The organism is Olegusella sp. (assembly GCF_057238325.1).
In genome coordinates, this window is sequence record NZ_DBHHGF010000006.1 from 96,664 (window position 1) to 120,902 (window position 24,239).

General features: G+C 49.8%; 32 protein-coding genes and 1 pseudogene. 18 read left to right on the forward strand and 15 right to left on the reverse strand.

Annotated elements, in window-relative coordinates:
• Positions 1-51: 51 nt before the first annotated feature.
• Positions 52-177 carry a hypothetical protein gene (locus ACO5JD_RS05840; protein ID WP_021626800.1) on the reverse strand — a complete coding sequence of 42 codons (126 nt, stop codon included), beginning with the start codon at positions 175-177 and terminating at the stop codon, positions 52-54.
• 164 nt (positions 178-341) lie between these two features.
• Between ACO5JD_RS05840 and ACO5JD_RS05845 the strand changes: the two genes are divergently transcribed.
• Both ACO5JD_RS05845 and ACO5JD_RS05850 read left to right on the forward strand, forming a co-directional pair.
• A complete protein-coding gene (locus ACO5JD_RS05845) occupies positions 342-707 on the forward strand; it encodes a transposase (RefSeq protein WP_021626799.1) in 366 nt (121 codons plus the stop codon).
• Positions 617-946 carry a transposase gene (locus ACO5JD_RS05850; protein WP_353640734.1) on the forward strand — a complete coding sequence of 110 codons (330 nt, stop codon included), beginning with the start codon at positions 617-619 and terminating at the stop codon, positions 944-946. The genes ACO5JD_RS05845 and ACO5JD_RS05850 overlap by 91 nt, the downstream gene beginning before the upstream one ends.
• Positions 947-1,100: 154 nt before the next feature.
• On the opposite strand, the gene ACO5JD_RS05855 is transcribed toward ACO5JD_RS05850, so the two are convergent.
• A complete protein-coding gene (locus tag ACO5JD_RS05855; RefSeq protein WP_021626798.1) occupies positions 1,101-1,844 on the reverse strand; it encodes a GntR family transcriptional regulator in 744 nt (247 codons plus the stop codon).
• 524 nt (positions 1,845-2,368) lie between these two features.
• Between ACO5JD_RS05855 and ACO5JD_RS05860 the strand changes: the two genes are divergently transcribed.
• The 5 genes from ACO5JD_RS05860 to ACO5JD_RS05880 all read left to right on the forward strand — a co-directional run bounded on the left by ACO5JD_RS05860 (position 2,369) and on the right by ACO5JD_RS05880 (position 5,691).
• Positions 2,369-2,881, forward strand: a complete 513-nt coding sequence (locus tag ACO5JD_RS05860) for a PTS sugar transporter subunit IIA (protein ID WP_021626796.1) — start codon at positions 2,369-2,371, stop codon at positions 2,879-2,881.
• A gap of 68 nt (positions 2,882-2,949) precedes the next feature.
• Positions 2,950-3,480 carry a PTS sugar transporter subunit IIB gene (locus tag ACO5JD_RS05865; protein WP_021626795.1) on the forward strand — a complete coding sequence of 177 codons (531 nt, stop codon included), beginning with the start codon at positions 2,950-2,952 and terminating at the stop codon, positions 3,478-3,480.
• Between the two features lie 12 nt (positions 3,481-3,492).
• Positions 3,493-4,332, forward strand: coding sequence for a PTS mannose/fructose/sorbose/N-acetylgalactosamine transporter subunit IIC (locus ACO5JD_RS05870; RefSeq protein ID WP_021626794.1), 840 nt, complete (start codon positions 3,493-3,495; stop codon positions 4,330-4,332).
• A 13-nt stretch (positions 4,333-4,345) separates the two neighbouring features.
• Positions 4,346-5,218: a PTS system mannose/fructose/sorbose family transporter subunit IID gene (locus tag ACO5JD_RS05875; protein WP_035438931.1), complete on the forward strand. Its 873-nt coding sequence runs from the start codon at positions 4,346-4,348 to the stop codon at positions 5,216-5,218.
• A gap of 77 nt (positions 5,219-5,295) precedes the next feature.
• Positions 5,296-5,691, forward strand: coding sequence for a cupin domain-containing protein (locus ACO5JD_RS05880; protein ID WP_021626792.1), 396 nt, complete (start codon positions 5,296-5,298; stop codon positions 5,689-5,691).
• A 227-nt stretch (positions 5,692-5,918) separates the two neighbouring features.
• On the opposite strand, the gene ACO5JD_RS05885 is transcribed toward ACO5JD_RS05880, so the two are convergent.
• Positions 5,919-6,242: a helix-turn-helix domain-containing protein gene (locus ACO5JD_RS05885; protein ID WP_484988416.1), complete on the reverse strand. Its 324-nt coding sequence runs from the start codon at positions 6,240-6,242 to the stop codon at positions 5,919-5,921.
• Between the two features lie 135 nt (positions 6,243-6,377).
• Between ACO5JD_RS05885 and ACO5JD_RS05890 the strand changes: the two genes are divergently transcribed.
• Complete coding sequence (locus ACO5JD_RS05890) at positions 6,378-6,548, forward strand: hypothetical protein (protein ID WP_021626790.1); 171 nt, start codon at positions 6,378-6,380, stop codon at positions 6,546-6,548.
• A 21-nt stretch (positions 6,549-6,569) separates the two neighbouring features.
• Positions 6,570-7,229 (forward strand): DUF3825 domain-containing protein, encoded by a 660-nt coding sequence (locus ACO5JD_RS05895; RefSeq protein WP_484988418.1) that lies wholly within the window; start codon positions 6,570-6,572, stop codon positions 7,227-7,229.
• A 114-nt stretch (positions 7,230-7,343) separates the two neighbouring features.
• On the opposite strand, the gene ACO5JD_RS05900 is transcribed toward ACO5JD_RS05895, so the two are convergent.
• Positions 7,344-7,637, reverse strand: coding sequence for a hypothetical protein (locus ACO5JD_RS05900; protein WP_484988366.1), 294 nt, complete (start codon positions 7,635-7,637; stop codon positions 7,344-7,346).
• Positions 7,638-7,950: 313 nt separating this feature from the next.
• On the reverse strand, positions 7,951-8,316 hold the full coding sequence (locus ACO5JD_RS05905) for a hypothetical protein (RefSeq protein ID WP_484988368.1): 366 nt from the start codon (positions 8,314-8,316) through the stop codon (positions 7,951-7,953).
• 324 nt (positions 8,317-8,640) lie between these two features.
• Between ACO5JD_RS05905 and ACO5JD_RS05910 the strand changes: the two genes are divergently transcribed.
• The gene (locus ACO5JD_RS05910; protein WP_021626788.1) at positions 8,641-8,901 is read left to right on the forward strand and encodes a hypothetical protein; all 261 of its coding nucleotides are present in this window, start codon (positions 8,641-8,643) and stop codon (positions 8,899-8,901) included.
• Positions 8,902-9,004: 103 nt separating this feature from the next.
• Here ACO5JD_RS05910 and ACO5JD_RS05915 read toward each other — a convergent pair whose 3' ends face one another.
• The 6 genes from ACO5JD_RS05915 to ACO5JD_RS05940 form a co-directional block, all read right to left on the reverse strand.
• Positions 9,005-9,241, reverse strand: a complete 237-nt coding sequence (locus ACO5JD_RS05915; RefSeq protein WP_021626787.1) for a hypothetical protein — start codon at positions 9,239-9,241, stop codon at positions 9,005-9,007.
• Positions 9,241-9,366, reverse strand: a complete 126-nt coding sequence (locus ACO5JD_RS05920) for a hypothetical protein (RefSeq protein ID WP_484988370.1) — start codon at positions 9,364-9,366, stop codon at positions 9,241-9,243. Before ACO5JD_RS05920 ends, ACO5JD_RS05915 begins: the two co-directional genes overlap by 1 nt.
• 156 nt (positions 9,367-9,522) lie before the next feature.
• Positions 9,523-10,098 (reverse strand): DUF4355 domain-containing protein, encoded by a 576-nt coding sequence (locus ACO5JD_RS05925; RefSeq protein WP_484988372.1) that lies wholly within the window; start codon positions 10,096-10,098, stop codon positions 9,523-9,525.
• Positions 10,099-10,204: 106 nt separating this feature from the next.
• Positions 10,205-10,462: a thioredoxin domain-containing protein gene (locus tag ACO5JD_RS05930; protein WP_484988374.1), complete on the reverse strand. Its 258-nt coding sequence runs from the start codon at positions 10,460-10,462 to the stop codon at positions 10,205-10,207.
• 64 nt (positions 10,463-10,526) lie between these two features.
• Entirely contained in the window at positions 10,527-10,718 is a 192-nt protein-coding gene (locus ACO5JD_RS05935) for a hypothetical protein (RefSeq protein WP_484988376.1), read from the reverse strand.
• Between the two features lie 196 nt (positions 10,719-10,914).
• A complete protein-coding gene (locus tag ACO5JD_RS05940; protein ID WP_484988378.1) occupies positions 10,915-11,226 on the reverse strand; it encodes a hypothetical protein in 312 nt (103 codons plus the stop codon).
• A 323-nt stretch (positions 11,227-11,549) separates the two neighbouring features.
• Between ACO5JD_RS05940 and ACO5JD_RS05945 the strand changes: the two genes are divergently transcribed.
• The 5 genes from ACO5JD_RS05945 (at position 11,550) to ACO5JD_RS05965 (ending at position 14,523) form a co-directional block, all read left to right on the forward strand.
• The gene (locus ACO5JD_RS05945; protein WP_484988380.1) at positions 11,550-11,987 is read left to right on the forward strand and encodes a GTP pyrophosphokinase; all 438 of its coding nucleotides are present in this window, start codon (positions 11,550-11,552) and stop codon (positions 11,985-11,987) included.
• A 180-nt stretch (positions 11,988-12,167) separates the two neighbouring features.
• A complete protein-coding gene (locus tag ACO5JD_RS05950) occupies positions 12,168-12,458 on the forward strand; it encodes a hypothetical protein (RefSeq protein WP_484988382.1) in 291 nt (96 codons plus the stop codon).
• Positions 12,455-13,390 carry a hypothetical protein gene (locus tag ACO5JD_RS05955; protein ID WP_484988384.1) on the forward strand — a complete coding sequence of 312 codons (936 nt, stop codon included), beginning with the start codon at positions 12,455-12,457 and terminating at the stop codon, positions 13,388-13,390. Before ACO5JD_RS05950 ends, ACO5JD_RS05955 begins: the two co-directional genes overlap by 4 nt.
• A gap of 64 nt (positions 13,391-13,454) precedes the next feature.
• Positions 13,455-13,997, forward strand: coding sequence for a hypothetical protein (locus ACO5JD_RS05960; protein WP_484988386.1), 543 nt, complete (start codon positions 13,455-13,457; stop codon positions 13,995-13,997).
• Between the two features lie 73 nt (positions 13,998-14,070).
• Entirely contained in the window at positions 14,071-14,523 is a 453-nt protein-coding gene (locus tag ACO5JD_RS05965) for a hypothetical protein (protein WP_484988388.1), read from the forward strand.
• A gap of 159 nt (positions 14,524-14,682) precedes the next feature.
• Here ACO5JD_RS05965 and ACO5JD_RS05970 read toward each other — a convergent pair whose 3' ends face one another.
• From ACO5JD_RS05970 to ACO5JD_RS05985, 4 genes are read right to left on the reverse strand one after another with little or no spacing between them, the layout of a single operon-like run.
• Positions 14,683-14,868, reverse strand: coding sequence for a hypothetical protein (locus ACO5JD_RS05970; protein WP_484988390.1), 186 nt, complete (start codon positions 14,866-14,868; stop codon positions 14,683-14,685).
• A gap of 58 nt (positions 14,869-14,926) precedes the next feature.
• Entirely contained in the window at positions 14,927-18,313 is a 3,387-nt protein-coding gene (locus ACO5JD_RS05975) for a DUF1998 domain-containing protein (RefSeq protein ID WP_484988392.1), read from the reverse strand.
• Entirely contained in the window at positions 18,304-19,770 is a 1,467-nt protein-coding gene (locus ACO5JD_RS05980) for a DEAD/DEAH box helicase (protein WP_484988394.1), read from the reverse strand. The genes ACO5JD_RS05975 and ACO5JD_RS05980 overlap by 10 nt, the downstream gene beginning before the upstream one ends.
• A gap of 52 nt (positions 19,771-19,822) precedes the next feature.
• Positions 19,823-22,774: a hypothetical protein gene (locus ACO5JD_RS05985; RefSeq protein WP_484988396.1), complete on the reverse strand. Its 2,952-nt coding sequence runs from the start codon at positions 22,772-22,774 to the stop codon at positions 19,823-19,825.
• A gap of 222 nt (positions 22,775-22,996) precedes the next feature.
• Between ACO5JD_RS05985 and ACO5JD_RS05990 the strand changes: the two are divergent.
• The 3 genes and pseudogenes from ACO5JD_RS05990 to ACO5JD_RS06000 form a co-directional block, all read left to right on the forward strand.
• Positions 22,997-23,116, forward strand: a pseudogene (locus ACO5JD_RS05990) (hypothetical protein); the annotation flags it as partial.
• A gap of 254 nt (positions 23,117-23,370) precedes the next feature.
• A complete protein-coding gene (locus ACO5JD_RS05995; RefSeq protein WP_484988398.1) occupies positions 23,371-23,610 on the forward strand; it encodes a helix-turn-helix domain-containing protein in 240 nt (79 codons plus the stop codon).
• 11 nt (positions 23,611-23,621) lie between these two features.
• On the forward strand, positions 23,622-24,164 hold the full coding sequence (locus ACO5JD_RS06000) for a hypothetical protein (protein WP_484988400.1): 543 nt from the start codon (positions 23,622-23,624) through the stop codon (positions 24,162-24,164).
• Positions 24,165-24,239: the final 75 nt, after the last annotated feature.

Consider the following 24,239-nt stretch of genomic DNA (forward strand, 5'->3'; position numbering starts at 1 on the left):
CTTTTTCTCCCGCTGGCCTGACTCTGGGTAGAGACTTTCCGTCACGCGTTGCTAGACCGTAAGGCTCTGCTTGGCCGTGAGCCCTTCCTCCGAAAGGCTCATCTTGATCAGGATACGTTTCTTCTTCCTCTCAGTCCTGTATGCGTCCGCCATGTCCTCGGCAACGAAGAAGTCCACACGCACGTCGTTTTTGCTGACGTACGACCAGACCGCCTCGAAGAGCTTGTCGGTCAGGCACCAGTCTTAGTCGTGGAACATTCGCCAGAACCCGCTCCTGGTCCCAGACATTCCCGTCATCTCACTCATTCGTTTCATCCTTCCTGAGCATGAGCGCGTCCTCCATGCGGCGACTCAGTGGATCTGAATCTGAGACCAAGGCGCGGGCCGACGTGATCAAGGGAAGCGGGCGCACGCTGCTCAAGAACCCCGAAGACCTTACCGACAGGCAGGTAAGAACGCTCGCCGTCATCCAGCGTGAGAGCCCCGAGCTGTGGTGCACATACAACCTCAAGAAGCACTTCCGCGACGTGTTCAAATCCCCCCGACGTCGAGACCACGGAGAGGTGTCTCGACTCGTGAACGTTGTGGGCTCAGCGATGCAGGATACTGGAGGTGGCTGCCGTACAGGGGGAGCGTCAGGAAACGAAGAGACGAGATTCTCAGAGCGGTCGAGCTGGGAATCTCTAACACGCATGTCGGGGCGATAAATAACAAGATCAAGGTCACGCGGAGGATGGTATGCGGGTTCAGAATATCGATAACCTCATTGCGCTGGTCATGCTCAGATGCTTGGATCTGTCGATCGTACTACCCGGCAGGAAGGTTTAGATTAGGAACCTACACAAACTTGCGAAGGCTCGTTATTAAACGGTATAAACTTTCTCGGCGTCATTACAACAAAGTGAAACGACTATTGAAAAATGAGGTCAAATCCTACCTCTGTTAGCCTGTTGGCCTTGGGGTTTCAAACTTTGCACATCGGGTTCGAAATCAAAAAAAGATCCAACTGAATATGGGGGTCATTTCGCTTCCTAAATGAGACATGCTTTGCATCGGAGCGGTTGCGCGTCTGCTTACGCTGTCTTACCTTCTCTGCTCCCTTACGCCCTAGGCTGCACCGTCGAGAGAACGTATTTGTTGGCTGGCAACCACAGGTTTGCCCACTCTACCGGCACGTTACCCGTTACATGGACCACTTGAAGGATGTTGAGCACGGGGGCCTTGGGATCGCAGCTGAGTAGGGCTCCGTTCTCTGTGCCTGCAATACGCGCTCCGTACTGCAGACGTGCGAAGGCAATTTTACGCCGTGAGGCTTGCTCCATCGCCGAGAAGAGGGTCTCCTGTGTGAAGTCCACCTTGTCCAAGCCAGGACAGACAGTCAGGCTTACTTGGCTCATCATAAGCATGAGAGGATCGCCAGCAGTCGTGCTGCGCAGTCGACGTAGTATGAGGTAAGGTGACCCGACGGGAGCTTGAAGGTGTTCTGCCACTGAGTGAGTGCATGGAGCCACGCGCTGCTCGAGAACCTGGGTCTTGAACTGTACCCCCTGCAGGCGCAATGACTCGGACATGGAAAAAAGGCTGGTGCCTGTGGGATAGGAGAGCACTGGTCCTGCAACGAAGGAACCCTTGCCACGCACCTTAGTTATAAGTCCCTCATCAACTAGTGTCCTGAGAGCCTGCTGAATAGTACCGCGGCTAGTGCCATAAAGCGTCATCATCTCCGATTCGGAGGGCAGCTTCTGGCCGCGTTCCAACTCCTCCATATAGATCGCATTCCTGATGCGATCTGAGATTTTGGCGTGCAGTGGCACTGATGACTCGCGGATATCTTCGTTTGCCATGCTGGCCTCCTTTGTAGTTCTGTATCTGTCACAGTGGTACGCTTGAGAAACGATCAGGCTCTCGCTATATATTATCTTTCAGCGAGAGGTGAGATTGCCCAGCAACAATGTCTATAGTGTCGCTATCGGCCTATGCGAGCAGATGCAGAGCCAATGCATTGCAGCTTGTGTTGCTCCTTATGGCATTATGTGCGTCTCCAAGGTCCGCTTCATCCATTCCATCTTGCTCGTAAACGTCCATGTCTTACCTCCGCCTCCGCCTGATTCCATCATGATTGTGCTACTTGGCTGGCTAGGAAATTCCATCAGCAATCTGTCCCCCACATGCATCATACCTATATATAAAATTATGGTCAAGTAAGGATGGGTTTTTGAAATATCCCATCCTTAAATCCCGTCATGCCATATGACATGACTACACTTGTATAGAACAAATAAGCTGTAAAATAGGCAAATAGTACCATCTGTAGACAAACTTCGACCGTTCGCGCGCGATTAAATAACCTGATTAAGGATAACGATATATGTTACCGCCAGCAGCTGAGTCTGAGAGACTCAACATGAACAAGGAAAACTATGCAGGAGGTGATTACATGTCGGTTGGAATCGTGGTTGCAGCACACGGTGAGCTGGCAAGCGGGTTCTTGAGCGCTATAAAGCTTCTCGCTGGTAACGAGAGTCGGGTACAGACCGCAGAGCTGCGCGCAGGTATGGAGCCACTCGATTTCTGTGATGTCGTTGCAGAGGCGATTGATGTTGCAGACGAGGGGGATGGCGTGATGGTGTTTGTTGACCTATTCGGCGGCACTCCCTCGAACTCGGCTGCTCGTCTTCTCGGCAAGAAGCACATTGAGGTCATCGCGGGCGTGAACCTGCCTATGCTTCTCGAGTGTGTTATGAGCAAAGATGTTTCGCTGGGAGACCTTAAGCATCAGCTCTTGATGGCGGGAGCCCAAGCGACGGTGGATGTCCGCGCTCGTATGGAGGAGGCGGCGGAGCGTACTGGTGAGGGTGAGGACGACGAGGACTTCGTCTGACGGGGCGGGCGTGGGTGTGCGACATCCCGTGATAACCCGCAGCATCGCTCCATAGCTCATTGCAGGACATGAGACAGACACGAAGGGAAGGGGAGATTATGGAAAAGGCAGCAGGCCTCGCGAACGTCAGGCTCACACGTGTCGATGACCGACTGATACACGGTCAGGTCATGACATCTTGGGTCAAGGCGACCGCTGCAAACAAGATCATGGTGATCGATGACGAAGTAGCCCAGGACGAACTCACGCGTACAGTGCTCAAGGGCGTCGTCCCCGCAGACGTCAAACTCGGTATCTTTTCGGTCGCGAAGGGCGTCGACCGTATGAAGAAGGGCCTCAAGCCTCAGGACAGGCTCATCATCCTGGCTAAGACGCCAGTGACCATCTGGCGCATGTATAAGGCGGGAGTTGAGTTCCCCGAACTCAATATTGGCGGCGTGGGTATGCGCGCGGGCCGCACGACGCTCTACCAGAACATCGCTGTCTCCGAGGAAGAATACGATGCGTTGCGTAGTCTGATCGCTGCAGGTTGCAAGGTTACCATCCAAATTGTGGCTGACGACAACAAGATTGATGTCGCCAAGCTACTCGAGAAGTAAGGGGACGGAACCATGACCATCTCACTCTTCCAGGCATTTCTTGTTGGTGTTATCTACTACCTAGGCTTCGTTGGCACACCGTGGCTCATGAACCTCGGTGCCATGTCGGTGATCCAGAAACCGCTTGTCGCGGGCGTGCTCGTGGGCATCGTGTTGGGCGACCCGGTGCAGGGCGCCATTATCGGCGCAGCCGTGCAGATGCCGTTTATTGCGTATATCTTTGCTGGTGGCGCACAGCCCAACGACCCAGGTCTTGCTGGCACCCTCGGAGTGGCACTGGCTCTTGCTGCCGGGCTCGATCCCGCGCAGGCCGTTGCGATCTCCGTGCCTATCTCGCTGGTAGGCACCATCATCAATGTCATCCGTATGACCGCCAATGTTGGTGTCGTGCATGCCATCGATCGCGCTGCCGAACAGGGGAATATGCGCAAGGCTGTTTTCCTGCACATCGTCCCGCCCCAGGTTATATGTTTCGTGCTCTGCGTGGTGCCTGTGACACTTGGTTGCTACTTCGGTGTAGACGCTGTTGCTGCTATTATCGCGACCCTGAAGGGTCGCCCACTCTACACGCTTGAGGTTATTGGTGGCATCCTCCCCGCACTTGGCATCGCCATGAACCTACGCACGCTAGACCGCCCTGGCACGCTTATCTGGTTCGTGCTTGGGTTCGTGATTACCGCCTATCTGGGGCTCTCTGCTATGCCCGTGGCAATTATCGGCTTTGTTATCGCGTTCTTCTACGTGAACCTCGAGACGAGGTTCCCCGAGACCTCGCAGGTAGCGGTGGGCAGGACGGCGTCCGCAATTGATGCGGCTACGGCATCCGACGACTCTGATGACGATTTCGAATAGGAAGGACACAGCAATGAGCGAAGACATTGAGCAGGCAACATCTGTCACTCCCGCTCCAAATGAGCCCCAGACACTGACCAAGCATGACCTCAACTGGGCGTGGTTCAAGTGGGTCACTTTCTTCAACTGCAACATCAACTACGAGCGCCTGACCTCATCGGCGATGCTAACCGCGTACTCGCAGATCCCTGACAAGATTTACCCTAACAATAAGGCCAAGAAAATAGAGTTCATGAAGCGCCAGCTCGAGTTCTTTAACACCGAGCCTCATTTCGGCAGTATCATCATTGGCCTTACCCTCTCGATGGAGGAGGAGCGTGCAAAGAACGATGCGGTGACTCCCGAGGCCATCACTTCTGTCAAGACAGGCCTCATGGGGCCCTTTGCCGGTGTTGGTGACACACTCTGGCAAGGTACTATCACTCCCATCTTACTGGCTATCTGCATGCCCGTAGTTTCGAGTGGCAACCCTTTCGGTGCCCTGCTCTATGCTGTACTGATCATGACGGCTATGCTCTCTATCTCGCACTTTATGTTTTTCACAGGTTACCGCTCCGGCAAGCAGGGCGTCGAGTCCATGATGAAGTCCGGCATCTTGAGCCGCGTGATCTCCATCGCAACCATTATGGGTGCTATCGTACTCGGCTGTCTGACCTGCAACTACGTGACAGCAACCTCCTCTCTCGAAATCGCCGTCGGTGAGGGTACTATCAGCCTCCAGAGCACCCTTGATTCCATCCTCATCGGTATTGTGCCCCTTTCTGTAACGTTACTGTCTTGGTATCTGCTCAAGATCAAGAATATGAGCGCCACTAAAGTGCTCGTCATCCTGGCACTTATCGGCTTCGTCTTGGGTATCACAGGTCTCTTCGGCGGGGCGGCATAGCCACCATGCAGCAGCATCGTATGCGCAACCGTGTTTAGTAAGACGTTCAGAAAATACGGAAAGGTAAGGTAGTTATCATGGTTAACAACGACAACGTCATCATATTCAACTCCGCCGAGACCCATCTCAGCAACTACGAGCTCGTGAGTAAGAGGAGCGGGCGCGTGCGCCACGAGCTGATGCTCGTGGACGACCCCGAGACGGGTATGATCGTCAAGCTCGTCCGTTACACCGCGGGTCATCCCGTGGCGATTCACAAGCATGAGTGCGCTAAGGGGATGTATGTGCTACGTGGCATCTTGCGCACCGAGCAGGGCAACTTTGGAGCAGGTAGCTTTATCTGGTGGAAGCCCGGTACTACCATGTACCATGGCGCTACGCTCAACGAGGACGTCGATGTACTGTTTATCACCAACAGACCCTTTGACATCGAGTATTCAGGCAAGGAGTCCGACCCTAGGGATGACGAGTGACAGGTAAACCCCTATGACTTCTGTGAGAGGGACTAGTCTCTAGAGACCTGTCCCTCTCCTTATTGTGCAGGCTGCCGTGAGGTAGAATATCAGACTCCAAGGAGCCCAGGTAGGCAACCATCTTCTGGTCGGTCTTGCCGACTACCACGACGAGGAAGAGGATCGCGTCGCGAATGTTGAATCTGAACCTGATTCATGTAGAAGTTAGCCTGTGCCTCGCCAGCGGGCTACTCCAGATCCATATATCCCATCGCATCGCGCTCGGCCTTTATCCTTGAGCGCTCCTTGGCGACAAAGGCGCGTACGGAGGATTCGCAGATGTTCGCGCCTATCTCCTTAACTAGGCGCTCCCAGATTCTGTGTGCCGTGTGGCGCTGTTTCTTCCATTCCTTGAGGTCCTTATGAGCCAAGCGTGGATGATGTCCGCATACCGGTCGATCTTGCAGACTCTGCGTTTTTTCACGGACATCTTGGGGGGAGAAGTTGTCCTTGTTTAGGTACTTGTACACGGTATCTCTGGTGACGTTAACCTTCTCCGCAATTGCTGTAATGCTCTCACCCCTTCGTCATAGCTGTCGTATAGAATCTACTTGTGACATGCTGATCATTCCTTCCTGGACCTCCTTAGTCGAAAACCGAAGCATGACCAAGTTAGTCCACATGTTGGTGGGTCAACATGTCCCTTAGTGCTGTGTCGGAAACCTGTCAATCAGATTGTCGACGCTGAGGTTAACGAATGTATAGAAGGTATTACTGATGATCACATCATCTATCTCGAACTTGGCCGTTACAGATATCGCTCTGGGGATATCCTAGAACAACGTGAAACCCTCATCGAGACACTGCTTGACGTCTAGGGATGAAGTACCTCTTCATCGATAAGATCAAAATTATGTCGATTCGAGGCATTCTGCAAGGCTGGCAGCCGTGGTTGGGGTAAGCAGCTGATGAGTACTTTCAATCCATTACCTGAGCGCGCCAGCTATATCACATGCAAAGAAGATCTGTTCTTTGATATCGACAGGCCGCTTACGCCAGATACGGACCATATCCTTTTGGACAACATCAACCGTCTGCCTCAAGAGTTCCTAGAAGAAGAGCTTATGAGCGATGCTGAGGCACTGGGTCTGGTTGCACGTGCGTTTGGCAGCGATTTGCCGGAAGAGCGCGAAATAGCATTTGGCGAGCTTAGTGATTTGGTTGAGCGTAACATTTGCATTCGTAGACGCCTAAAGAATCGCTTGGATGACGCCATCGAAGTTGCCTGCAAACGTGTTGGGTGGAATTTCAAGACTGCAGTTCCCGCTTGGTATCCCACTCGCGATGTTATGAGTCTGCTGCTTCCGCTGGATTTGTCTGATGACGACCGACCCGATGTTGCTCTAGTAGTGGAGCTTGCGGAGTCAGGTGCTTATATTGGGCAGACCATACTTACTATGCCTATGGCGTACTCTAATGCGCGCCTAGTATGTCGCCCTGACAGCGATTGGTTGAATACCTCGCTGAAAATTCTGGTAGATGAAGAAAATGATGAATGAGATGTCGGTGAGCCTTAGGGATTAACTGCGTCTGGCTGAAACATAAAGAGAAGTCAGATTAAGTGGCAGGAGCTGATGCTAGAGAAGTTATTACGTTAGCGAAGCGTGGGAGTCTCAGCATCTTGAGCGGTTACAGAACGCCCGTAAACGTGATTTTGCTATGGTGATTGTCGCTACTCTGAGTTTATTTTGCTTGTAACTCGTTGCCATTAGCAGCGATTTTGAACCCTGCCCGTTTAGAAGTAGTGTCGTTTTGACTGGTAATCCAACGGTCTCATCAAAGGACTTTGCTTTCTCAGAATTTTCCTTTGCGCGATTTTCCCATTTGCGAGCAAGAGCTTTCCAATCCGGCTCGTTCTTAAGGCCTTCACCCTCATGATCCATAGGGTCGAGATTCTCGTCAGCCATGTTTGACTCCATTTCTCCCTGTGCAGGGACATAGTGCCGCTCCTCCCGTGCGGGATTTGTCGGCATGAAAAAGCCCCCACCATGCGGCGAGGGCAAAATTCCAAAAGTGAGCAGTTTTACGACGTACCTAGGTCGATATGTAACAAAATGGTCGGGGTAGCAGCTTCGAACTCGCATGAACTTAGTTCACACGCTCCTAGGGCGTGCGCGTATGCCAGTTCTGCCATACCCCGTTTAATAAGCTCTATTAAAAGTGGTATATTCAAAGTAGCGACGCAGCGACCCGGGCGAGAAGTCGGGGCACCGGGCGTCGCTAATGCTTTCTGTGGATTACTTCGAACGCATCAACCGTACCGCTCTTTACGAAGCCCTCACCAATTCTCATGTATTCCGATTCGTGTTGAGGTGACAGGCTTACATCAACAAGAATAGATTTCGGAGAGCCTGGGTATTCAACAAATTGTCCTGATGCAGACTTCATTCTTTTTGGAAACTTCTCCACCGATGTTGGTGTTTTTATCTCAAATGGTCTCCCATCGATAAGGACGTCGGGACGCCTGACACTTGAAATAGCACATATAAACCTGCTGTCCTCTCCGTGTTTATTTAATGTTGTCCATATCTCGCTTCCGTTTGGCGAGGCACCTATCGCATTTCCGCTCTTTGCAATCTCCGTCATTCCAGACACCTTGCACCCATAGGCATTCCCAAGCTCCCCGAGGAAACGATTTACTGTAGCGTTATAATTTTCGACCGTCTTGTTCTTCTGTTTTGGAGCAGTGCCGTTTTGACTGGTAATCCAACATCGCATTTGGCGCGATACTCTTCAGATGGTTTTGGAGCAGTGCCGTTTTGACTGGTAATCCAACGAGAGCACAGGCCTCTCTGTGGAGATGCCAGTTTTGGAGCAGTGCCGTTTTGACTGGTAATCCAACCTATGGCTTGATTTTGATTTGGGTACACTGATTTTCGAAGGGGTGATTTCCTATGACGTACGTGCACTATGACGTACGTACAATTTCTCGCCTGGAATGGCACTCTTGCTATTCTCGGCTTGATTTTGATTAGCCCTTATTTCATTTACAAAGCGATTTCGGGCTACCGATTTCGTAAGGCATTAGAGAAGGACTTGGAAGAAAGGGCTGAAATAAGCCGTAAATCATGGGAAGAGCATTTTAAGTTCATGAGAGAAGTGGATGAACTTGCCCGTGAGTGCGAGCAAATAGGATTAGACTCTGGTAATGATATTGATAATCAAGATTAGATTTTCCGTAGTATCTGGCTGTAAATAAATAATCCCTCCCACCTGATTTTCAAGTGAGAGGGATTATTTCTATCGACTGATTTTGATTTTCGCTACTCTGAGTTTATTTTGCTTGTAACTCGTTGCCATTAAGAGCGATTTCAAACCCTGCCCAAAGCATTAGCATACGCCCAACCTCAGCGCATTCAGCAAGATTTAGCCCGCGATTTTCCAGCAGGTCAGCGATTTCTACTAGCGCATCTCCTACTTTTTCGCGGTCGAAGATTTCTTTTTCATTGGGTAGCTTAGATCTGATTTCCTCAGCGATTTCCGCCACCGTCTGATTTTGATTTTCGTCCATTACTGCTCCAATCTCACAAGAGCTAGCTGGTCTGATTTTACCCACACAATATCAAAGTGTAGGTCAGCCCAGCCAAACGCTGCATCTGCTTTTCGATATGCCCTATCACGTGTCTTGTAACCCATTTTCAGAGTCACCATTTCCCATGTGATGCCTTCCATCCAGTGCTGCTGTACGACTTGCTCACACTCGTATGAGTGATGCTTGGCGATTTCGTCTAGTAGATCCGTTTTGGAGCAGTGCCGTTTTGACTGGTAATCCAACTGCCGCTGCTACAAGCTCTACTGTGAATGGGTTTTGGAGCAGTGCCGTTTTGACTGGTAATCCAACGCACGGTCGGGAATGCTCATGATTTGAGCTTTGGTAAGTGGTGTAGCATTGCCTTTTTTCGGCGCATTACCCGCGAGCTTTGCCTGTACTGCTGCAGCAACAGCAGCCTCAAACGTTTCGGCAAACGAATCAACGCGAGCCTTAGTTGTTTCTGCGTCATCAGCAACAAGCATCTGCACAAGCTCATCAGGAAGATTGATGTTCCTCTGCGAGAGCTGCTTGCGAGACTCAGAGACCATGCCAGAGATTGCGTTGCTACGCTCAAGTTCGTCCAGGCGTTTCTGGAGCTGATCGCGCTCATACTCAGCTTTCTGAGTAGCGTTCATCTCAGCAAGTTTCTGTGCTTCTGCAACTTTCTCATCTTGCTGTTTTTGCCACTTAGCAAACTTACGCTCAATGATCTTGTCTACATCAGCATCGGTGTACTTAAGGTCGCTCTTAGGCTCTTGTTTATGCTCCTGCTTGGTCTGCTCATCTTCTGGTGTGCTGTCAAGCTTCTGCTCATCCTGCTTGGTCTGCTCGTCCATTGTGTATCCCTTCTAATCCAGCTGTTTAAGGTCAGCCGCTAACCTCCCCGTAGCTTTTTAAGACATCAACGCTTGGTCTAAGAAAAAAGCCGCTCTCCCGAACGGCTTAGTCTTCAAACATGTCAAGAATCGCTTGTATTGCTTCCTCATTGGGAAGCTCTCTGCAACGGAATATTTCTTGTTCCCCATCATCGACGGTAATCGTTGGAAGGTAATCAACGCTTCTGCTCTGTGCTGCGCAAGGGTGCCAATCAACATCAACGAGGTTATAAGGTATAGCCTCATCATCCAGAAGCGGCACGAGTGTTTGCAGCGTCCCCTTGCACGGACCACACCAACTAGCGTGCCAGATGGTCAGCTTCATGTGCCTTCTTTCGGCATGAAAAAAGCCACCCTGAAGAGTGGCTTAATTTACACTGAGCAAATGATTATTCATTGCTCTCATTGTTACTCCTAGAAGGTTTAGGGGTATGCTTCATAGCAATGTCGTAGGCATGTTTTGACATACCCATATAAGGCTTCTCAGGGTCAAATGTCCAATTGCGATCATCAGCACCCCAGATGATGGAATCGGGAAGCCGCATATCTGAATTTGCTAAATCTTTACTATCTTGAACCATTTTGACCCTCTATTCTTCTTATCACGCAGCCACTTATGAGCAATCATATTAGCTTCTTCTGATTGAACCGTAAGTGCCTTAGCCTTTTCCTGTAATTTATTCCATCTTTTTGTTAACCTGTCAGAACTAATAGAATGGATTGTATATACGCTACCGTCATGACCTACAACTACTGATACGCCAACGTTCTCGTTTATTACAGCCGAAAGAACATCAGCCACCGATGGATATGAGCTGCCTGGGTGGTTATGAAGAAAAGCAACAAAACCTTTATGCTGAAGATTTTTTCTTGATCTTCACTATTAAAGGTAACCTCAAACTTCCTTGGCTTATATTTCATAGTGTCTGCCACGTGTTCACCAGTGCAGATATCAATTGCCACCATACGTTCAAATGGTGTCCCGTCTGTATCATTGAGAATTTCCCCTGTCCACTTGTACAGGCTTTCCCGCACGTCTTTTGGCAAGTCAAGACTTTCGAACTGGTCATGATATGCCTTTGAGTTCACCAGCTCATAGTTAACACTGAAGGCAGTATCATCGCCCTTTTTAGCCTTAACAAGTGGTTCGTTTTCGTGTACTTGTTTTGGAGCAGTGTCGTTTTGACTGGTAATCCAACAAGGATGGTAGAGAACTCTAATAAGGTTCCTATGCCAACAGGAATTGAGGAGGTTGCTTTGTGAGATATTTTAAAGAGTGTGATGCTCCTTTATATATTCGTGAGATTTCTGGCAACCTCTTTAGATATGACTGGCTACTGAAGATGCAGACCTAGCTGATATGTGGGTAGGCGAGCGTTGGGTTGATGAAATAACCGAGCAGGAGGCTTTAGATGGCATTGCAGCAAGAGAAAATTGCGCAGCAAATAGTAACTAGAGCGCACGCTGGACAGGTAGATAAAGCAGGAAAGCCCTATATTGAACACCCTGCTTATGTGGCCGCTCATGTGAGTGGTGATAACGCTAAGGCAGTTGTATGGTTGCATGACACACTCGAAGATACTGATATCACGTCTGATGACCTTTATGCTGCAGGCCTTTGTACAGATGTGGTAAATGCTGTTAAGGTTCTTACTCATCAAAAGGATGTGTCATATTTTGAATATATCGAACGAGTTGCTACTAACAAACTCGCAACCATGGTTAAGATCGCTGACTTAAAACACAATATGAAACTCGAACGGCTTTCCGAGATTTCACATAAGGACCTAGAACGAGTCGACAAGTATAAGACCGCGTTAGATTTCTTGCTATCAAGTATTTCAAATTGATTTAAGCAAAAAAAAGAGGGAAACTAGTTTTTGGAGCGATACCGTTTTGACTGGCAATCCAACCTGGACTCATGGGAAAGCGGATTTGAGGACATCGTTTTGTGCGACATCAATGAACACAGCATTGAGTTTCACGGCACGGTTGTGTGGTTCTAGGCAAGTAAGGAGATGGGATAGGCTATGAAGTTTGGATTAAGGCGCAGAAGCTACAAAAAATCATTCAAAGCGCGCACGACTGCCAAGCTCAAGCGCAAAGCCAAAAAACCTTCATCCCTTTTTATGGTAAACGCGGAACGGGTTTATGGAAGAACCCCAAAAGAGCCATCTATAACCGTATTTATCGGCGCACTACGTTCAGCCTGTCTGATGTATTTAAGTTCCCCGCTAACAGTAAGCGGAAAAGCGATGCCAAACAATCTAAAAATAAAGGAGGACTGCCGCGCAATGCTGTTGCAGCAAATACAAGGATGAATGAGCTGTCAAAACAACATCCAAAGTTTACGTATGGCTTTGTCGTAGTATCAATGACATTTTTTTGGATAATCATTGTTCTATTTGCAATCGCATTTATTGCAAGCGTCGGGAATAATAACAGCGCGGCGATAACCCTCTTCCTCCTTTTAGTCTTTTTGTCTGCTATCCAGAGCGCGCTCAACAAGTGGAAGATAGGATGTAAGAGAAACATGCAAGGCAATACATCTGAGGAAAAAGATGAGCCTTGCGTAGGGGCAGTAGCAGATCAAGACGAATCGGGGACAGAGGGGTCTATTGTTAAGACTTCTACGACTTGGACGCGTCACAAGTTTATTCTCAAGGCGCTTGCAGTTATACTTGTCTTAATCCTTGGGTTGACCGCAAGAAATCAATACCAAAAACAGGCAACTCAAAATTCTAAGAAGCCTGATACAAAACAGAGCAGCAAACAAGAAGCTCCCCAAGAAAGTGTTGATTACATCTCAAAATTTATTGATAAATATAATGCTTCAGCACAAACACCAATAGAAAAGGGCGAGCAATTCGATCCGCACGATAATGAAGGAGATCACTATAGGCGCGAATTCCGCCTTAGCGCGTTCGATGGGTCAGTAGGTATGGCGGCAAAATGTGGTGATTTATCTGTCGATATCATTAACTACGGAGGTTATGGCGGGTTTAATAAGCAAAACAAAAGCCTGCGGGTGTATGCATTTGGCCCAAAAGAGCAGATTGCCCAATTTTTCAGGGCAGCAGCGCCAATTCTAGATTCTAAAGTGTCGCAAGATGATGTTATTGAAGCGTCAACTGAGTTTGATTCAAGTGGCTATCCTGGACACATTAATAACTCGAGCATCACGAGTTACATCAACGGAGGAAAACTAGCTGAAACTATGCTGGATATTAATGAATGTGTTTCAAACAAATAAGCGAGATTTATAGAAAAAAGAGCATGCGTACGATTTTGAGTAGCGAAAGGAGCTTGGGCTCACAATGGAAATTATTCCATACATTTCAGGCATAACATCCGCCGTAAGTGCGATTGGTTCAATTGGGGCAATCATTGTTGCTATATACATTCATCACAGCGCACAGAAACCAAATGTAATTGTTTATCTAGAATATGGCGACGATGAAGCGTCCATGTACCTTTACGTGAAGAACATAGGAGGTGGATTAGCTAGAAATGTGAAGCTATCAGGATTTGATTATTCCTTGGCAAAGGATGAGTTCATCCATATCTTAAGGAGGGGTTTCCTTGAGAAGGGAATACCTATTCTGGTTCCTGGTGCATGTAGGAAAACCCTAATTAATAGCGGAAGTTTTCTTGCAAGCAACGAAAACAAATCAAGCGAAATAACAATTTCATATGATTCAAGGGGCCTCATTTTCTCTAAGCATATTCAAGAGTCTTTTGTGCTTGACTACTATTCTTTTGCAGGAAATATACAAATAAAAAGTGAAGTTTTTAAAATCAGGACCGCCATTGAGGAACTTGTAAGTGAGATTAAAAAAGATGGTCATAAAAAAAGATGATTTCGTGCATGTTTAGCGGGCGTGCCAGATGCCGGTGCGAACTATAATAAACGGAGCAGATTAAGGATTAAGCATGGCAGTTTCTTCAGAAGACATAGATGTAATTAAGTTTGCGCGCATTCTGAAGAAACTGCCGCCTCATCCTCCCATTACGGATGCCTATGATTTTGCATGTGGTCAGACGAAGGATGTCTGGTGGACAAGTCAGCGCGAACACATGGTTTCATGGTTTATGGCTCAAAACGGCATGAACGGTACAGGGGCATACTCGCGTTTAGAGCTTAATAGGAGCGCGAAGAAGGCGTACAACCGTCTCAATAACTCGGGATCCATACTTTGGATTGCAGAAGCACTGGGCGAAGATCCGTCTATCGTCCAAGTAGCGGCAGACGAGGCGATGGCTTCGTCTGACTACCGTACACGTTGCAAGATTGTGAGACAGCACATCCCCTGGGAGCGAATTTACGAGCTTGCGATTACCAATAAATCATCACGAGGCAGATTTATGTCGCTGCTGTTTGGTTGACGTGCTGGTGTGTCCCTTCTCGTCTCTGGTCATAGCTCGCTATTCAGAGGTAGTCGCCTCTACACCAAGGTACTGTCCTTTGCAGTTTTCCAAGTGTGACTTGGAGAAGTTGTAGTCGTTGCTCTTATCGTTAGCAGCATCATAGGCCTCAGTGAACCATTATCTAAAATCTTCATTGGTTGTGATTACCGCGCTTACAATGATGGTGGTGCGGCATATAACGATGCCCCTTTTGCCCATGTTGGCTTTGATGCGCTGAAGGGTATTGTCATCATCTGCCTCCAGAGAGATGAGAGCTGACTCGGTGGCTATGGGCAAGCTTAACGTACCTGGTTGCTTGCCCATAGATGTATCTCCGTATTCCAGTACCATAATCTTCGACTGATGACTGGAGATAGGGGATTTATTCAGCCAACTGATTCATGAGTGCCCCCAGAATTCTCATTGCTGCACCTCTTGAGAGTTGGTCCTGCTCGCCCTGGTTGTGGTAATTGCAGAGACATCCGTAACAGCATGAGTCTTCTCCGCAATCACAGGTGCTTACGATTTCATATGCTTTTTGCAGTAGTCCGTCTATGTCTCTATTGAGTTGAAGGACTCTTCCCGCCCCACCCGGTACGTTGTCGTAAAGGAGTACAGACTCATCTCCTGTATTGAAGTTCGTGTAAGCTGTTGCTCCGATTTCTCCCTCGGGGATGTTCATCAGCGATACCGCTGCCTGTACGAGGGCCCACATCAGGGAACGCCATTCCGATGGGTCCCTTGGATGTCTGTCATCTAGTGCGAAAGTGAGCTCAAGGACGTCCGTGGTGAAGTCGGTGCCTAGACCCGTGTAGTGCTGGGTCTCTTTGGAGATACACCATTTCTCGTGGGTGATCTGTTCTTCAGCAGGGGCTGCTGCTCCGCAATAGCTGCACACCTTGAATCCTCGCGAACTGGGACCACGGTTGATCGCGTAGAGCATTCCGTTTCCTGCATATCGTATGCCAAGCTTGCCGCCAGGCATTTCAACCCATGAGAGTTCGTTGCCATCTGTCCAGTTCTGTACGAACTTTATGTCGATGAATCCGTGGTTTCTCGGTCGCCTAAGAGTCGCGTTCCTGCCCGGCACCTCCTTTCCCCGGAATCCGCTCGAAGGTACGAGTATCCTGTTCGTAAGTTTAATCTTGCTACTGCAGAGTGGGCAGTCCATCTCGTCCTCGCCGGTGTCGATGGGAACGACGAACGCGCGGCAGTCTTTATTCGAGCAGACTCCAAAGCGTCTTGTCTCGTAGGACCGTTCCCTTGGTTTAGCAATTCCGCATGAGTGCCAGACACGCTTGCCCGCTACGATCTCTGAGCCTGGTGCGTACTCACGTATTGCCTGTCTGAGACCGCGGGAAAGCTCGAGACGCTCGTCGGGCAGAGCATTCTCCTGTTCGACGAGGAAAAGCTGCACGAGGTCTGTGGGGAATCCGTACTTTGGCAGGACACCCGATTCAGCGAGGACTTCAATGGTCTTCTTCTTATAGAGATTTCCCTGCATTTTTATGTTGCGGGAAGCTTTGTCGTACTTACCCTCATCCTTTGCCATCTGGGCTGAGCGCTCGAGTCTGTCCCAGTCTTCATGCACTAGTGCATGTGCGCGCATGAGTCGCCCGCCGTCGCCGAGGAGTCTCTCTATCCATGTTCCCTCCGAGAGGCCAATCTCCGTCGACTCAGACACCACTTTTGGGAGTATTTCGGAGAGTTGATTATCCAAGTTGCTTCGGTGCGAGGATATGAAGTCTCTAACAGCCTTGATCGCCGTTGGGCGCACCTCTTTGATTGCCATGAAGTCGTTGTAGTCTCCAGCGCTCGTCTCGCGACCATTGCCACTCCTGAAGTACTCTGAGAGGACAACTGCGAATACGTGCCTTATGGCGATGGAGGGGTTCGAGAGATAGCAGGATGGAGCCTTGGTCTCGCCAGCGATAATCTTTGCTGGCATGCGGAAGTACTCGATATCGTGGGGTCTCAGTCTCGCGAACGTCACAGCGAACCCAGGCTTGCCTGCGCGTCTGCCAACTCGTCCAGCGCGCTGGGCATAGTTCGCAGGGGAGGGAGGGACATTCCTCATGAAGGTCGCGCGCAGGTCGCCGACGTCGACACCGAGCTCGAAGGTAGTGGTACAGGAGAGCACATTCACTTTGCCGTCGATGAAATCTTGCTGGATTTTGGCAGCCTGCTTGGTTGAGAGCTGAGCGGTGTGTTCCTCGACCCTGATCGGCAGTGGCTCTTCGCGATAGGTGACCTTGTAGTACTGGTCCTTCCCTTTGACCTCGGTTGCATCTACGCGTTGAGGCCATCCGTCGCAATTCCTCGTGAGGCAGACGCCGCCCGTATCGTATTGGGACATACAGCCGCAGATGTTGCAGAGGTAGAGATTGGCTGATTCGTCCTGGGGTCTGAGGGTCCAAAGATTAGCGGAGAGGAGATAACCGCCTGTTGCGCTGTCATTAAAGATGTACTCGGTGCCATCCCTCCTTCCCAGGGTTCTGAGCACCTTTACAGTGTCTTCGTAAAGGATCCCGAGGAGCGTTTCGGCATCATCTCTGCTGATACTCACCCCGTGTTTCCTCCTTGCGAGGGAAATTATGAAGGAGCTCCGCTTGTTGCCGTTACCCCTCGGGGATCCGACATAGTGGATCGTTCCGCGTGGCGAATCGTCAGTGTCGCCGATGACGAACGGGGTCTGGCGGAAGCGCACCGTCATATGCGACTGGCAGCCGTCCGGACGTTTGATCGCCCCCTGCTCCCTGAGAGTCTCTAGGCCCACGCGCATGGTGGTGAAGTAATCGCTCGGCATGAGCCAGGAGAGTCCAGGTCTGCTGTTCGCCGCCTTCTTTGCGAGCTGCTCGAACGCTGTCGGTTTTTCATTGTAGAGTTGGAGTAGGGGTCCGGGGGAGACTTCGACGAGGCCGAGACCTTCGAGACTGTTGCGGCTATCCTCCGCCATGAGTTCATCGAGGATCCAACCATTGGCCTCATTTCGCCTGTCGATGTCGGTGTCAGCTGCGCCGTCAAATCGATATTGAGTTTTTCTCTTATGTGCAATCCACTTAGCTATGTCGCTGGGTCGACATGAACCTCCGTCCAGGCAAAGTGACGTGACCGCTTCCCTGATTATCTGACGTTTGGTGACATTGTTGTAGGTTCTCAACATGGCTGGGGCGAAGTAGGCGGCGTCCTGTCTCCTGTCTGAGAAGCATATGATGTTTCCACCCTTGACGGTTCCGCACTGGTCGATGCCAAAGAGATCGTCTAAGTTATCCTCCGTCATTTTCTGCTCGAATGGTGGGACGTCTCTTACGAGGTCGTAGCATACGATGCTTCCCGCAGCCTCAGGTGAGACCCTCATGGGCTGGATGGCGTAGCGGTTCTGGTATCCGCAGTGCCCGCACTTAGCTACGTTTTCATTGGCTCTTCCCCGGGCTATGAGTATGCGGTCGCACATGCCATGGGGATGTCTGTGAGGGCCACCTTCCCTTGAGGAGTGTAAGGTTCCACACTTTGTGCAAAGCCACATCACCTCCTCGTCCTTATCGACGTCTTCCTTGTTAGAGAGCAGTCTGTAGTAGGACCTGACGGCGTAGTCATCGCTGTTGATGTCTGGTTTCCTCGGGTCCAGCCAGGTGTAATTTTTGGTTGTGGAGGCGGTCCCGAGTATGTAAGCCTCACCGCAGTGCCTACAGACGGAAACCTCGTATACGGGTACGGATAATCCATCATGGAGAAGCCGCTCATAGGTCCTCTCGGGTGTCAGCGACATGTCATCGGGACAGAGAAAGACCCCCTAGGTGCCCTGAAGAACGTGTGGTATCGGCTTGCAAGGATGGGTACTCCCTCGGAGAACTCTGTGAAGGAGAGGACCTCGACCATTGCCGATAGCGCAGCGGCACCCTCTATATCGCCATGGAGGTCCTCAATGTCGAGGCTTTCGATGCATGCCAGGTCGGTCAGGTCGAAGAGGTCATTGTTTGAGGTGACCCGACGCACAATTTTCTCGGAGTTCTCTTCTCCGAGTAGGAGCCATGACAGCCAACCGCGAGGGGTTAAGTGGTCGAGGGCTATAATGGCTTCGTCTGGTACCGCGCCCTCAAGTACATTGCGTAACGTCGCTGATGTCGGGTTCCCGCTGGCTACCGCGTCCCGAAGCGGCTTCCACCTATCTGCCGGAAGTGCTCCCCATTTATCTTTTCTGAAATAAGACATGGGATCGTCCTGGTGACTCCCGATGACCGCGGGATTTCCCTCGTGATCGAAGGGCTCGCCGAAGAGATCCTCTGCAAACTTCGCAATCTGTGGTCTGTCGGCATCAGTTCCCATTGTGGCACTCGTTGCGTAACAGTGCAGCGCCATCCTCTTGCCGGTTGCTTTCGAGACCCGTGCCTTGAGTCGTCTCAGCAGGAAGGCTATCTCGGTACCGAGTGTACCTGAGTATACGTGTGCCTCGTCAATAGCAATGTGGCGCCAGTTCGACCCGAAGACCGAGGAGAAGAATGGCGCATCTTTGGGCCTGAGGAGGAGGTACTCGAGCATTGAGTAGTTTGTGAGGAGGATGTTGGGTGGCGCGATGCGCATCTCCTCTCGGGAGAGGAGTTCGTTCTGGAGCGGTTCCTCTCCGACGTGATCCTTCTCCCATGCTGCCCGCCCCTTGGCGGCTCCTTCGGGTGTGTCTCCAACGTAGCGCCCGAACGTAATTTTCGTTCCGAGGAGGAGTTGCCTAAGTCTCTTAAGCTGGTCGTTTGCAAGCGCGTTCATCGGGTAGAGGATCATTGCCCGAACTCCAGCACTCGGTCCGTGCGCTTTCTGTTCGCGCAGGATGTCATCAATTATCGGAAGAAGGAAGCACTCCGTTTTGCCAGAGCCGGTGCCAGTAGTCACTATGTAGTTCTTTCCAGCCTTGGCCTTGCGGATGGCGGTTACCTGGTGCTCGTAGAGGACGAGATCCGGATCGAATAGACTCCGGTTACCATTGCCTAGTTCTAGCATGCCCTCGCATAACACGCCGCTGTTGACGAGCTGTCTCACGCTTACGCCCTTCGTGTAGGGTGGTGTTGCCTCCAGGAATGGCCCCTTCGCGAGGAAGCCGGGTCGAGTGAGGATGTTCTCTAGCTGAGTCTGAAGTTGAACGTCGCAGAACCTGATGGTCGTAGCGAGATACTCGCTGTATGAGCGGGCGATGTGCCTGGCTGCATCTACGGGGTCGAACTTCTTCTGAATCATTGTGACTTCCTATCTCCTAATCTCGATCTTTTGACCCATCTCGTAGTCGACATCACCGAATAGATCCTTTGTTGTAAGCGTGACTCGTAAGATTGAATCTCTGACAAGAGCTTTCGAGACCTCTGACGGCAGGGAAACCGATGTGGCTCCAGCTGGAAGTGAAATATCCTTGACGATAGTTCTCTCTCCCATTTTTTAGACGTGAAAATCGCAGTGAAAGGTCATAGTCGACAGGCTGTGAGAAGACGAGCCTGCTCTCCCTAAGGTCGGAATTCAGCTTGTAGGTCCCGAGACCGTAGCCAAGAAGCACTGATATGAGGTTGACCCTGCAGCTGGACTCCTTCTCAGTTGCCCTTCTGTAACCATTGTCGAAGCTGATGGTTAGTGTCAGTATGGCAGGCTTCTTTCCATCTTCCGGTCCGGCATCAGGTAGGGGTGAGAAGGGGCTGACCTTGTAGGTAGAGGTGATTGGCAGGGTTGATTTTATGAAGCACGGCAGAAGTCCGAGTGAGAGGAAGACGCCCCTATGACTGCGCCTGCCACGTGATTTGATAGTAACTACACCAGACTCTCGAGTCATTTCTTCGAGTATGTGTCGGTCGAGAATTCTTCGGCTGTAATCCTGTTCGATTGACGGTGTGTTGACGTCGATTCCTGCCGCAAAGACATGGGCAGTGATAGATGTGTCCGAGTTCTCATCTGGAGGTCTTACCACCATGGAGATGAACTCGTCCGATAGTAGAGCTTCGATGTGTGCAGGCTTCTCCTTACATGGCTGGATGACGGAGTCTCCTCTAATGAGTTCACAGTGACTTTCAACAGAGATCGAGTAAGTTGCCACGAGCGTGCTGAGCACATTCCTGACGGACTCGAGCGAGATCTTTCTGATGGGTGTTACTGAGAAGTGGTAGTTGAGAACCTGTCGCCCTGTGGGTTCATGCGTTACATATAGGTTGCCCGATTCGACAAACTGTGGAACATTGCTCTGATCGAGTCGGAGACTTACGACGCGTAGTCCTTCTTCCGAATTACGTAGGATATTGGCGCGCTTAATTGATACCCTAGTGCCGTCACACACACATGAAACGTTTAGCTGCTTTGCGTCGAAGTCCTGAGCTAATCCCTCTATGGATATGGCCGGAAGGGCGTCGTTGTAGCCCAGACCGTCCGGTCTCAATACAAGTGGGTAGAGGTCTGCACCCGACTTGTTTTCTCCTATAACCTGACTTCTGTCGACGGTAACCTTGAAACCCTCACACCAAGCAGATACCTGAATTCCAGACTGATCATATACCGCTCCACATCCCAAGGGATCCATATCGAAGGTCAGTACTTCGTACCCATTGGCGAACTGCTCTTTGTTTATTAACGTCATGCCATGCTGTGTAGAGATCCGAAAGCCTGGGGTGACAAGGCAATAGACATCGCGTTTCCTGCGAAGTGGGCGGATCTTCTGTCTTATGATACCGTCGGACGATCTGATGAATTCGTAGATTCCTGGCCTATTTTTCCTAAAAGTTTGTGATGAGAAGAGTCTATTAGTTTTTGAACCTTCTGGATTCGACATTTCGACTTCAACATCGTAGGTACCTGCTGGCTCAACCTTAATGGTAACTGCTTCCAAGATAGCATAGCTCACACCAGTTAATACTGTTCTTGTTGCCATTGGTATGCCGTTAACTGTGTACCATACCTTTCTTCCGACATAGCTCATTGGGAGCCTTGTCTCGTTCCAGTGAAGTACAAGCGGGCGGTCATGTTCCACCGTATCAAGGCGAAGTTCGGCTGGTGGGAGATATACAAGGGATCTATTGCTGTTACCTATTGGCGTACTATCGCTAGATAGGACCGTGCGTAGTGCCTCCATCGCAAGTGATGGTAGGTTGTTACTCGACATCATCATAGAGTTGTTGCCCCTTGATGCACTGGCAACTAGGTTTTCTGCGACACCGAGTGCCGAAAAAAGAAGTGGTCCTGTTACTTCTGGAGCCTTGTCCAGCAGGTTTGACGCTGACTTGTTTGCGAGGTAGTACCCTCCCATCTTGTCGCTGGAGAGTTCAATTAGATCGTTTGTTGTTGGATAAGTGCCGTTTGGCAGACGTCCCCGATTAATGTCTTTGGCTAGGGGGAGTATCAGCCTTGACCATATTGAGATCCAGTCCGACTCTGCAAGACCAGCATGTAGGAGTACCGTGTAGTAGTACCGGAATTCAGTCTCTTCTTCTGAGTAGGTGCGAAAACCCCAATTTCTGATTCTTTCATAGAGGAGCTTGGGAATTTCTTGCTCACTCAGATTGTCCTTAATACCGAGCTCAGCAAAGGCCTGCTTCCAGACGGAGTTTCCCGTGAAGTTGCGTTGTGCTGAATCTAGCATGTAGAGGAGGAATGAGTCAGGAACCTCGTGGGCTAAGGCATGGACAGCTCCGATCGATGAGCTGGAGTGGGAACACTTCCTTGACCGTTCGAAGATTGATTGAATATTCAGACGAAGCTTGGGTATCTCGGTTGTGTTCATTTCCAGTGCTTCAGCAAGGAAAGCATCTTCACTATGATCAGCGATAATTTTTATGGTGGAATGCACGCGCTTTTCGAATTCGCGCAGAGCGTCCGACTCTCTACAGATTGGAAGGTGACCGATGTACCTTATGCGTTGTTGTTCGTGGTGTGCATGTTGTGGAATTGAAGGCGTTTGCATGGTAACGGATCTAATTACCTCTTCTGCATCTTGGATCTTATGCTCTTTGCGTGACTGAGAGGGGAGGAGCATTTTCTTTAGTGCCTCTGGATGCTTCTTGTATATATTGATCATTGAAAGAATGGAGTCAGTGACATCTTGACCGACAGTACAATCTAGATATTTGGGGCTCTTGGCGAACACCTCTCCGAGGGTCATGAAGCCGGAGTTTAGAAGCTGTCTCTTCAGTTTAATGTCTATCCGCAGACTCTTGAGCGGGATATTCAGGACGGAGATGTTTTCGTCACCCCCTGTTTGATTAGGACCCATTGGCTCTCCTTTGATTTCGTACAATTTTACCTTTGTTAAAGATTGTTATCGATTATTGTTAGCTTAAATCAGTAAGCGGCTGTGCGCGCATTCGCAGGTAAAGGGTTTTTATAACCTGATTATGGCCCGTAAACTACTCGGGCAAAGAAATTCTCGGATGTCTATTCGTTGTTGGTTAACAAAGTTATGTATAAAGGACATAATGCTTAGGATGTTGATGTCGCAATCATGTGGCTCACGGGATATGACCGGGAGGCCTTAAAACTGCAGCTTGGCAATAGGGCTAGCTATCAAGATTTTTTGAAAACGCGCTCATTATCCAAAATGGTGAAATGGATATGAGGTATGTCGAGACACTTCTTGATGTAAAGCATACATTTGGCAAAGCATGCGGCTTGCCGCATGCGACTTTTGATACAGCCCCTTGTGGTTGTCTGAATACATAGAAATCAATATTGATAACTGGGAGCAAGCCTAAGCAGCTATCAAAGTGGCTATTGCCAAAAGCTTGGTTTTGGAGTAGTGACGTTTTGACTGATAATCTAACCAATAAACTGTAAATAATATTTTGTAGACAAATTTGGAAGAGGGTCGAGATGGAAGAAGACGAGCTCAGAAAACTAATCGGTGTGAGGATTGCGATCTCGCGAAAAGCTGCGGGAATGTCCCAGGATGATTTAGCAACTGCGCTGGAGGTTGATAAAATGACGATCTCACGCTGGGAAAGGGGAACCCGGTCGCCAAATGGCGTAAAACTTTACGCGCTTACACAAAATCTTGGCTGCTCTGCTGATTTCTTGCTCGGCCTTTCAGATACACTGACCGTCCATGAGTAAAGGAGTAAATCGTGAAATCTAAATCTCTAGCTGTAATGGTAGCATCGGTAGCCTTGATGCTATCCCTAGCTGGCTGTAGCGACCCCGTGACTTCCACTAACGACACGTTTGATAAAACGTCTGCAACTACATCCAGTGTGCAGGAAAAGACACTAGAGAAACTCTACAGTGACTACATCAGTAACCCTGCTATTCAAAATTTTAAAGACATTAGTGGCGACTCTGACAAACTTATAAGCGCTTTGCAAAATATGGATTTAGATGCAGCAAAAGAAGCAAAGGCCGGGATTGATGAAAAATGTGATGCTGTAATCAACCTTGAGGTTGATGACCGTATTACAAGCACTCATGAGCCGCTGATTCAGGCGGCAAAGTCCTACCAAAGCGCCGCGCAATACTATACGGATGCAATCGAAAAGATGGCTGATGACCCCTCAGAAGCAAATGTGCTTCTTGAGTCGGGCAATGACAAGATAAACGAAGTTTCTGCTTATATGCACTCAGCCAAAAATGCGCTTGATGATCTAAAGAAGCGCGTAGCAGAGGAGCAATAATGCCTCGTTGTCGCAAATGCGCTTCTCGTGAGGGGCTGTGGGTGACCTTAGTGGTGAATAGCACGCCGCTTATGT

Coding starts and splice junctions, on each gene's coding strand:
- ACO5JD_RS05845 (WP_021626799.1), top strand. CDS start 342: ATGCGGCGACTCAGTGGATCTGAATCTGAGACCAAGGCGCGGGCCGAC.
- ACO5JD_RS05855 (WP_021626798.1), bottom strand. CDS start 1,844: ATGGCAAACGAAGATATCCGCGAGTCATCAGTGCCACTGCACGCCAAA.
- ACO5JD_RS05860 (WP_021626796.1), top strand. CDS start 2,369: ATGTTACCGCCAGCAGCTGAGTCTGAGAGACTCAACATGAACAAGGAA.
- ACO5JD_RS05865 (WP_021626795.1), top strand. CDS start 2,950: ATGAGACAGACACGAAGGGAAGGGGAGATTATGGAAAAGGCAGCAGGC.
- ACO5JD_RS05870 (WP_021626794.1), top strand. CDS start 3,493: ATGACCATCTCACTCTTCCAGGCATTTCTTGTTGGTGTTATCTACTAC.
- ACO5JD_RS05875 (WP_035438931.1), top strand. CDS start 4,346: ATGAGCGAAGACATTGAGCAGGCAACATCTGTCACTCCCGCTCCAAAT.
- ACO5JD_RS05880 (WP_021626792.1), top strand. CDS start 5,296: ATGGTTAACAACGACAACGTCATCATATTCAACTCCGCCGAGACCCAT.
- ACO5JD_RS05900 (WP_484988366.1), bottom strand. CDS start 7,637: ATGGCTGACGAGAATCTCGACCCTATGGATCATGAGGGTGAAGGCCTT.
- ACO5JD_RS05905 (WP_484988368.1), bottom strand. CDS start 8,316: ATGACGGAGATTGCAAAGAGCGGAAATGCGATAGGTGCCTCGCCAAAC.
- ACO5JD_RS05910 (WP_021626788.1), top strand. CDS start 8,641: ATGACGTACGTACAATTTCTCGCCTGGAATGGCACTCTTGCTATTCTC.
- ACO5JD_RS05915 (WP_021626787.1), bottom strand. CDS start 9,241: ATGGACGAAAATCAAAATCAGACGGTGGCGGAAATCGCTGAGGAAATC.
- ACO5JD_RS05920 (WP_484988370.1), bottom strand. CDS start 9,366: ATGGGTTACAAGACACGTGATAGGGCATATCGAAAAGCAGATGCAGCG.
- ACO5JD_RS05925 (WP_484988372.1), bottom strand. CDS start 10,098: ATGGACGAGCAGACCAAGCAGGATGAGCAGAAGCTTGACAGCACACCA.
- ACO5JD_RS05930 (WP_484988374.1), bottom strand. CDS start 10,462: ATGAAGCTGACCATCTGGCACGCTAGTTGGTGTGGTCCGTGCAAGGGG.
- ACO5JD_RS05935 (WP_484988376.1), bottom strand. CDS start 10,718: ATGGTTCAAGATAGTAAAGATTTAGCAAATTCAGATATGCGGCTTCCC.
- ACO5JD_RS05945 (WP_484988380.1), top strand. CDS start 11,550: ATGGCATTGCAGCAAGAGAAAATTGCGCAGCAAATAGTAACTAGAGCG.
- ACO5JD_RS05950 (WP_484988382.1), top strand. CDS start 12,168: ATGAAGTTTGGATTAAGGCGCAGAAGCTACAAAAAATCATTCAAAGCG.
- ACO5JD_RS05955 (WP_484988384.1), top strand. CDS start 12,455: ATGAATGAGCTGTCAAAACAACATCCAAAGTTTACGTATGGCTTTGTC.
- ACO5JD_RS05960 (WP_484988386.1), top strand. CDS start 13,455: ATGGAAATTATTCCATACATTTCAGGCATAACATCCGCCGTAAGTGCG.
- ACO5JD_RS05965 (WP_484988388.1), top strand. CDS start 14,071: ATGGCAGTTTCTTCAGAAGACATAGATGTAATTAAGTTTGCGCGCATT.
- ACO5JD_RS05970 (WP_484988390.1), bottom strand. CDS start 14,868: ATGGGCAAGCAACCAGGTACGTTAAGCTTGCCCATAGCCACCGAGTCA.
- ACO5JD_RS05975 (WP_484988392.1), bottom strand. CDS start 18,313: ATGTCGCTGACACCCGAGAGGACCTATGAGCGGCTTCTCCATGATGGA.
- ACO5JD_RS05980 (WP_484988394.1), bottom strand. CDS start 19,770: ATGATTCAGAAGAAGTTCGACCCCGTAGATGCAGCCAGGCACATCGCC.
- ACO5JD_RS05985 (WP_484988396.1), bottom strand. CDS start 22,774: ATGGGTCCTAATCAAACAGGGGGTGACGAAAACATCTCCGTCCTGAAT.
- ACO5JD_RS05995 (WP_484988398.1), top strand. CDS start 23,371: ATGGAAGAAGACGAGCTCAGAAAACTAATCGGTGTGAGGATTGCGATC.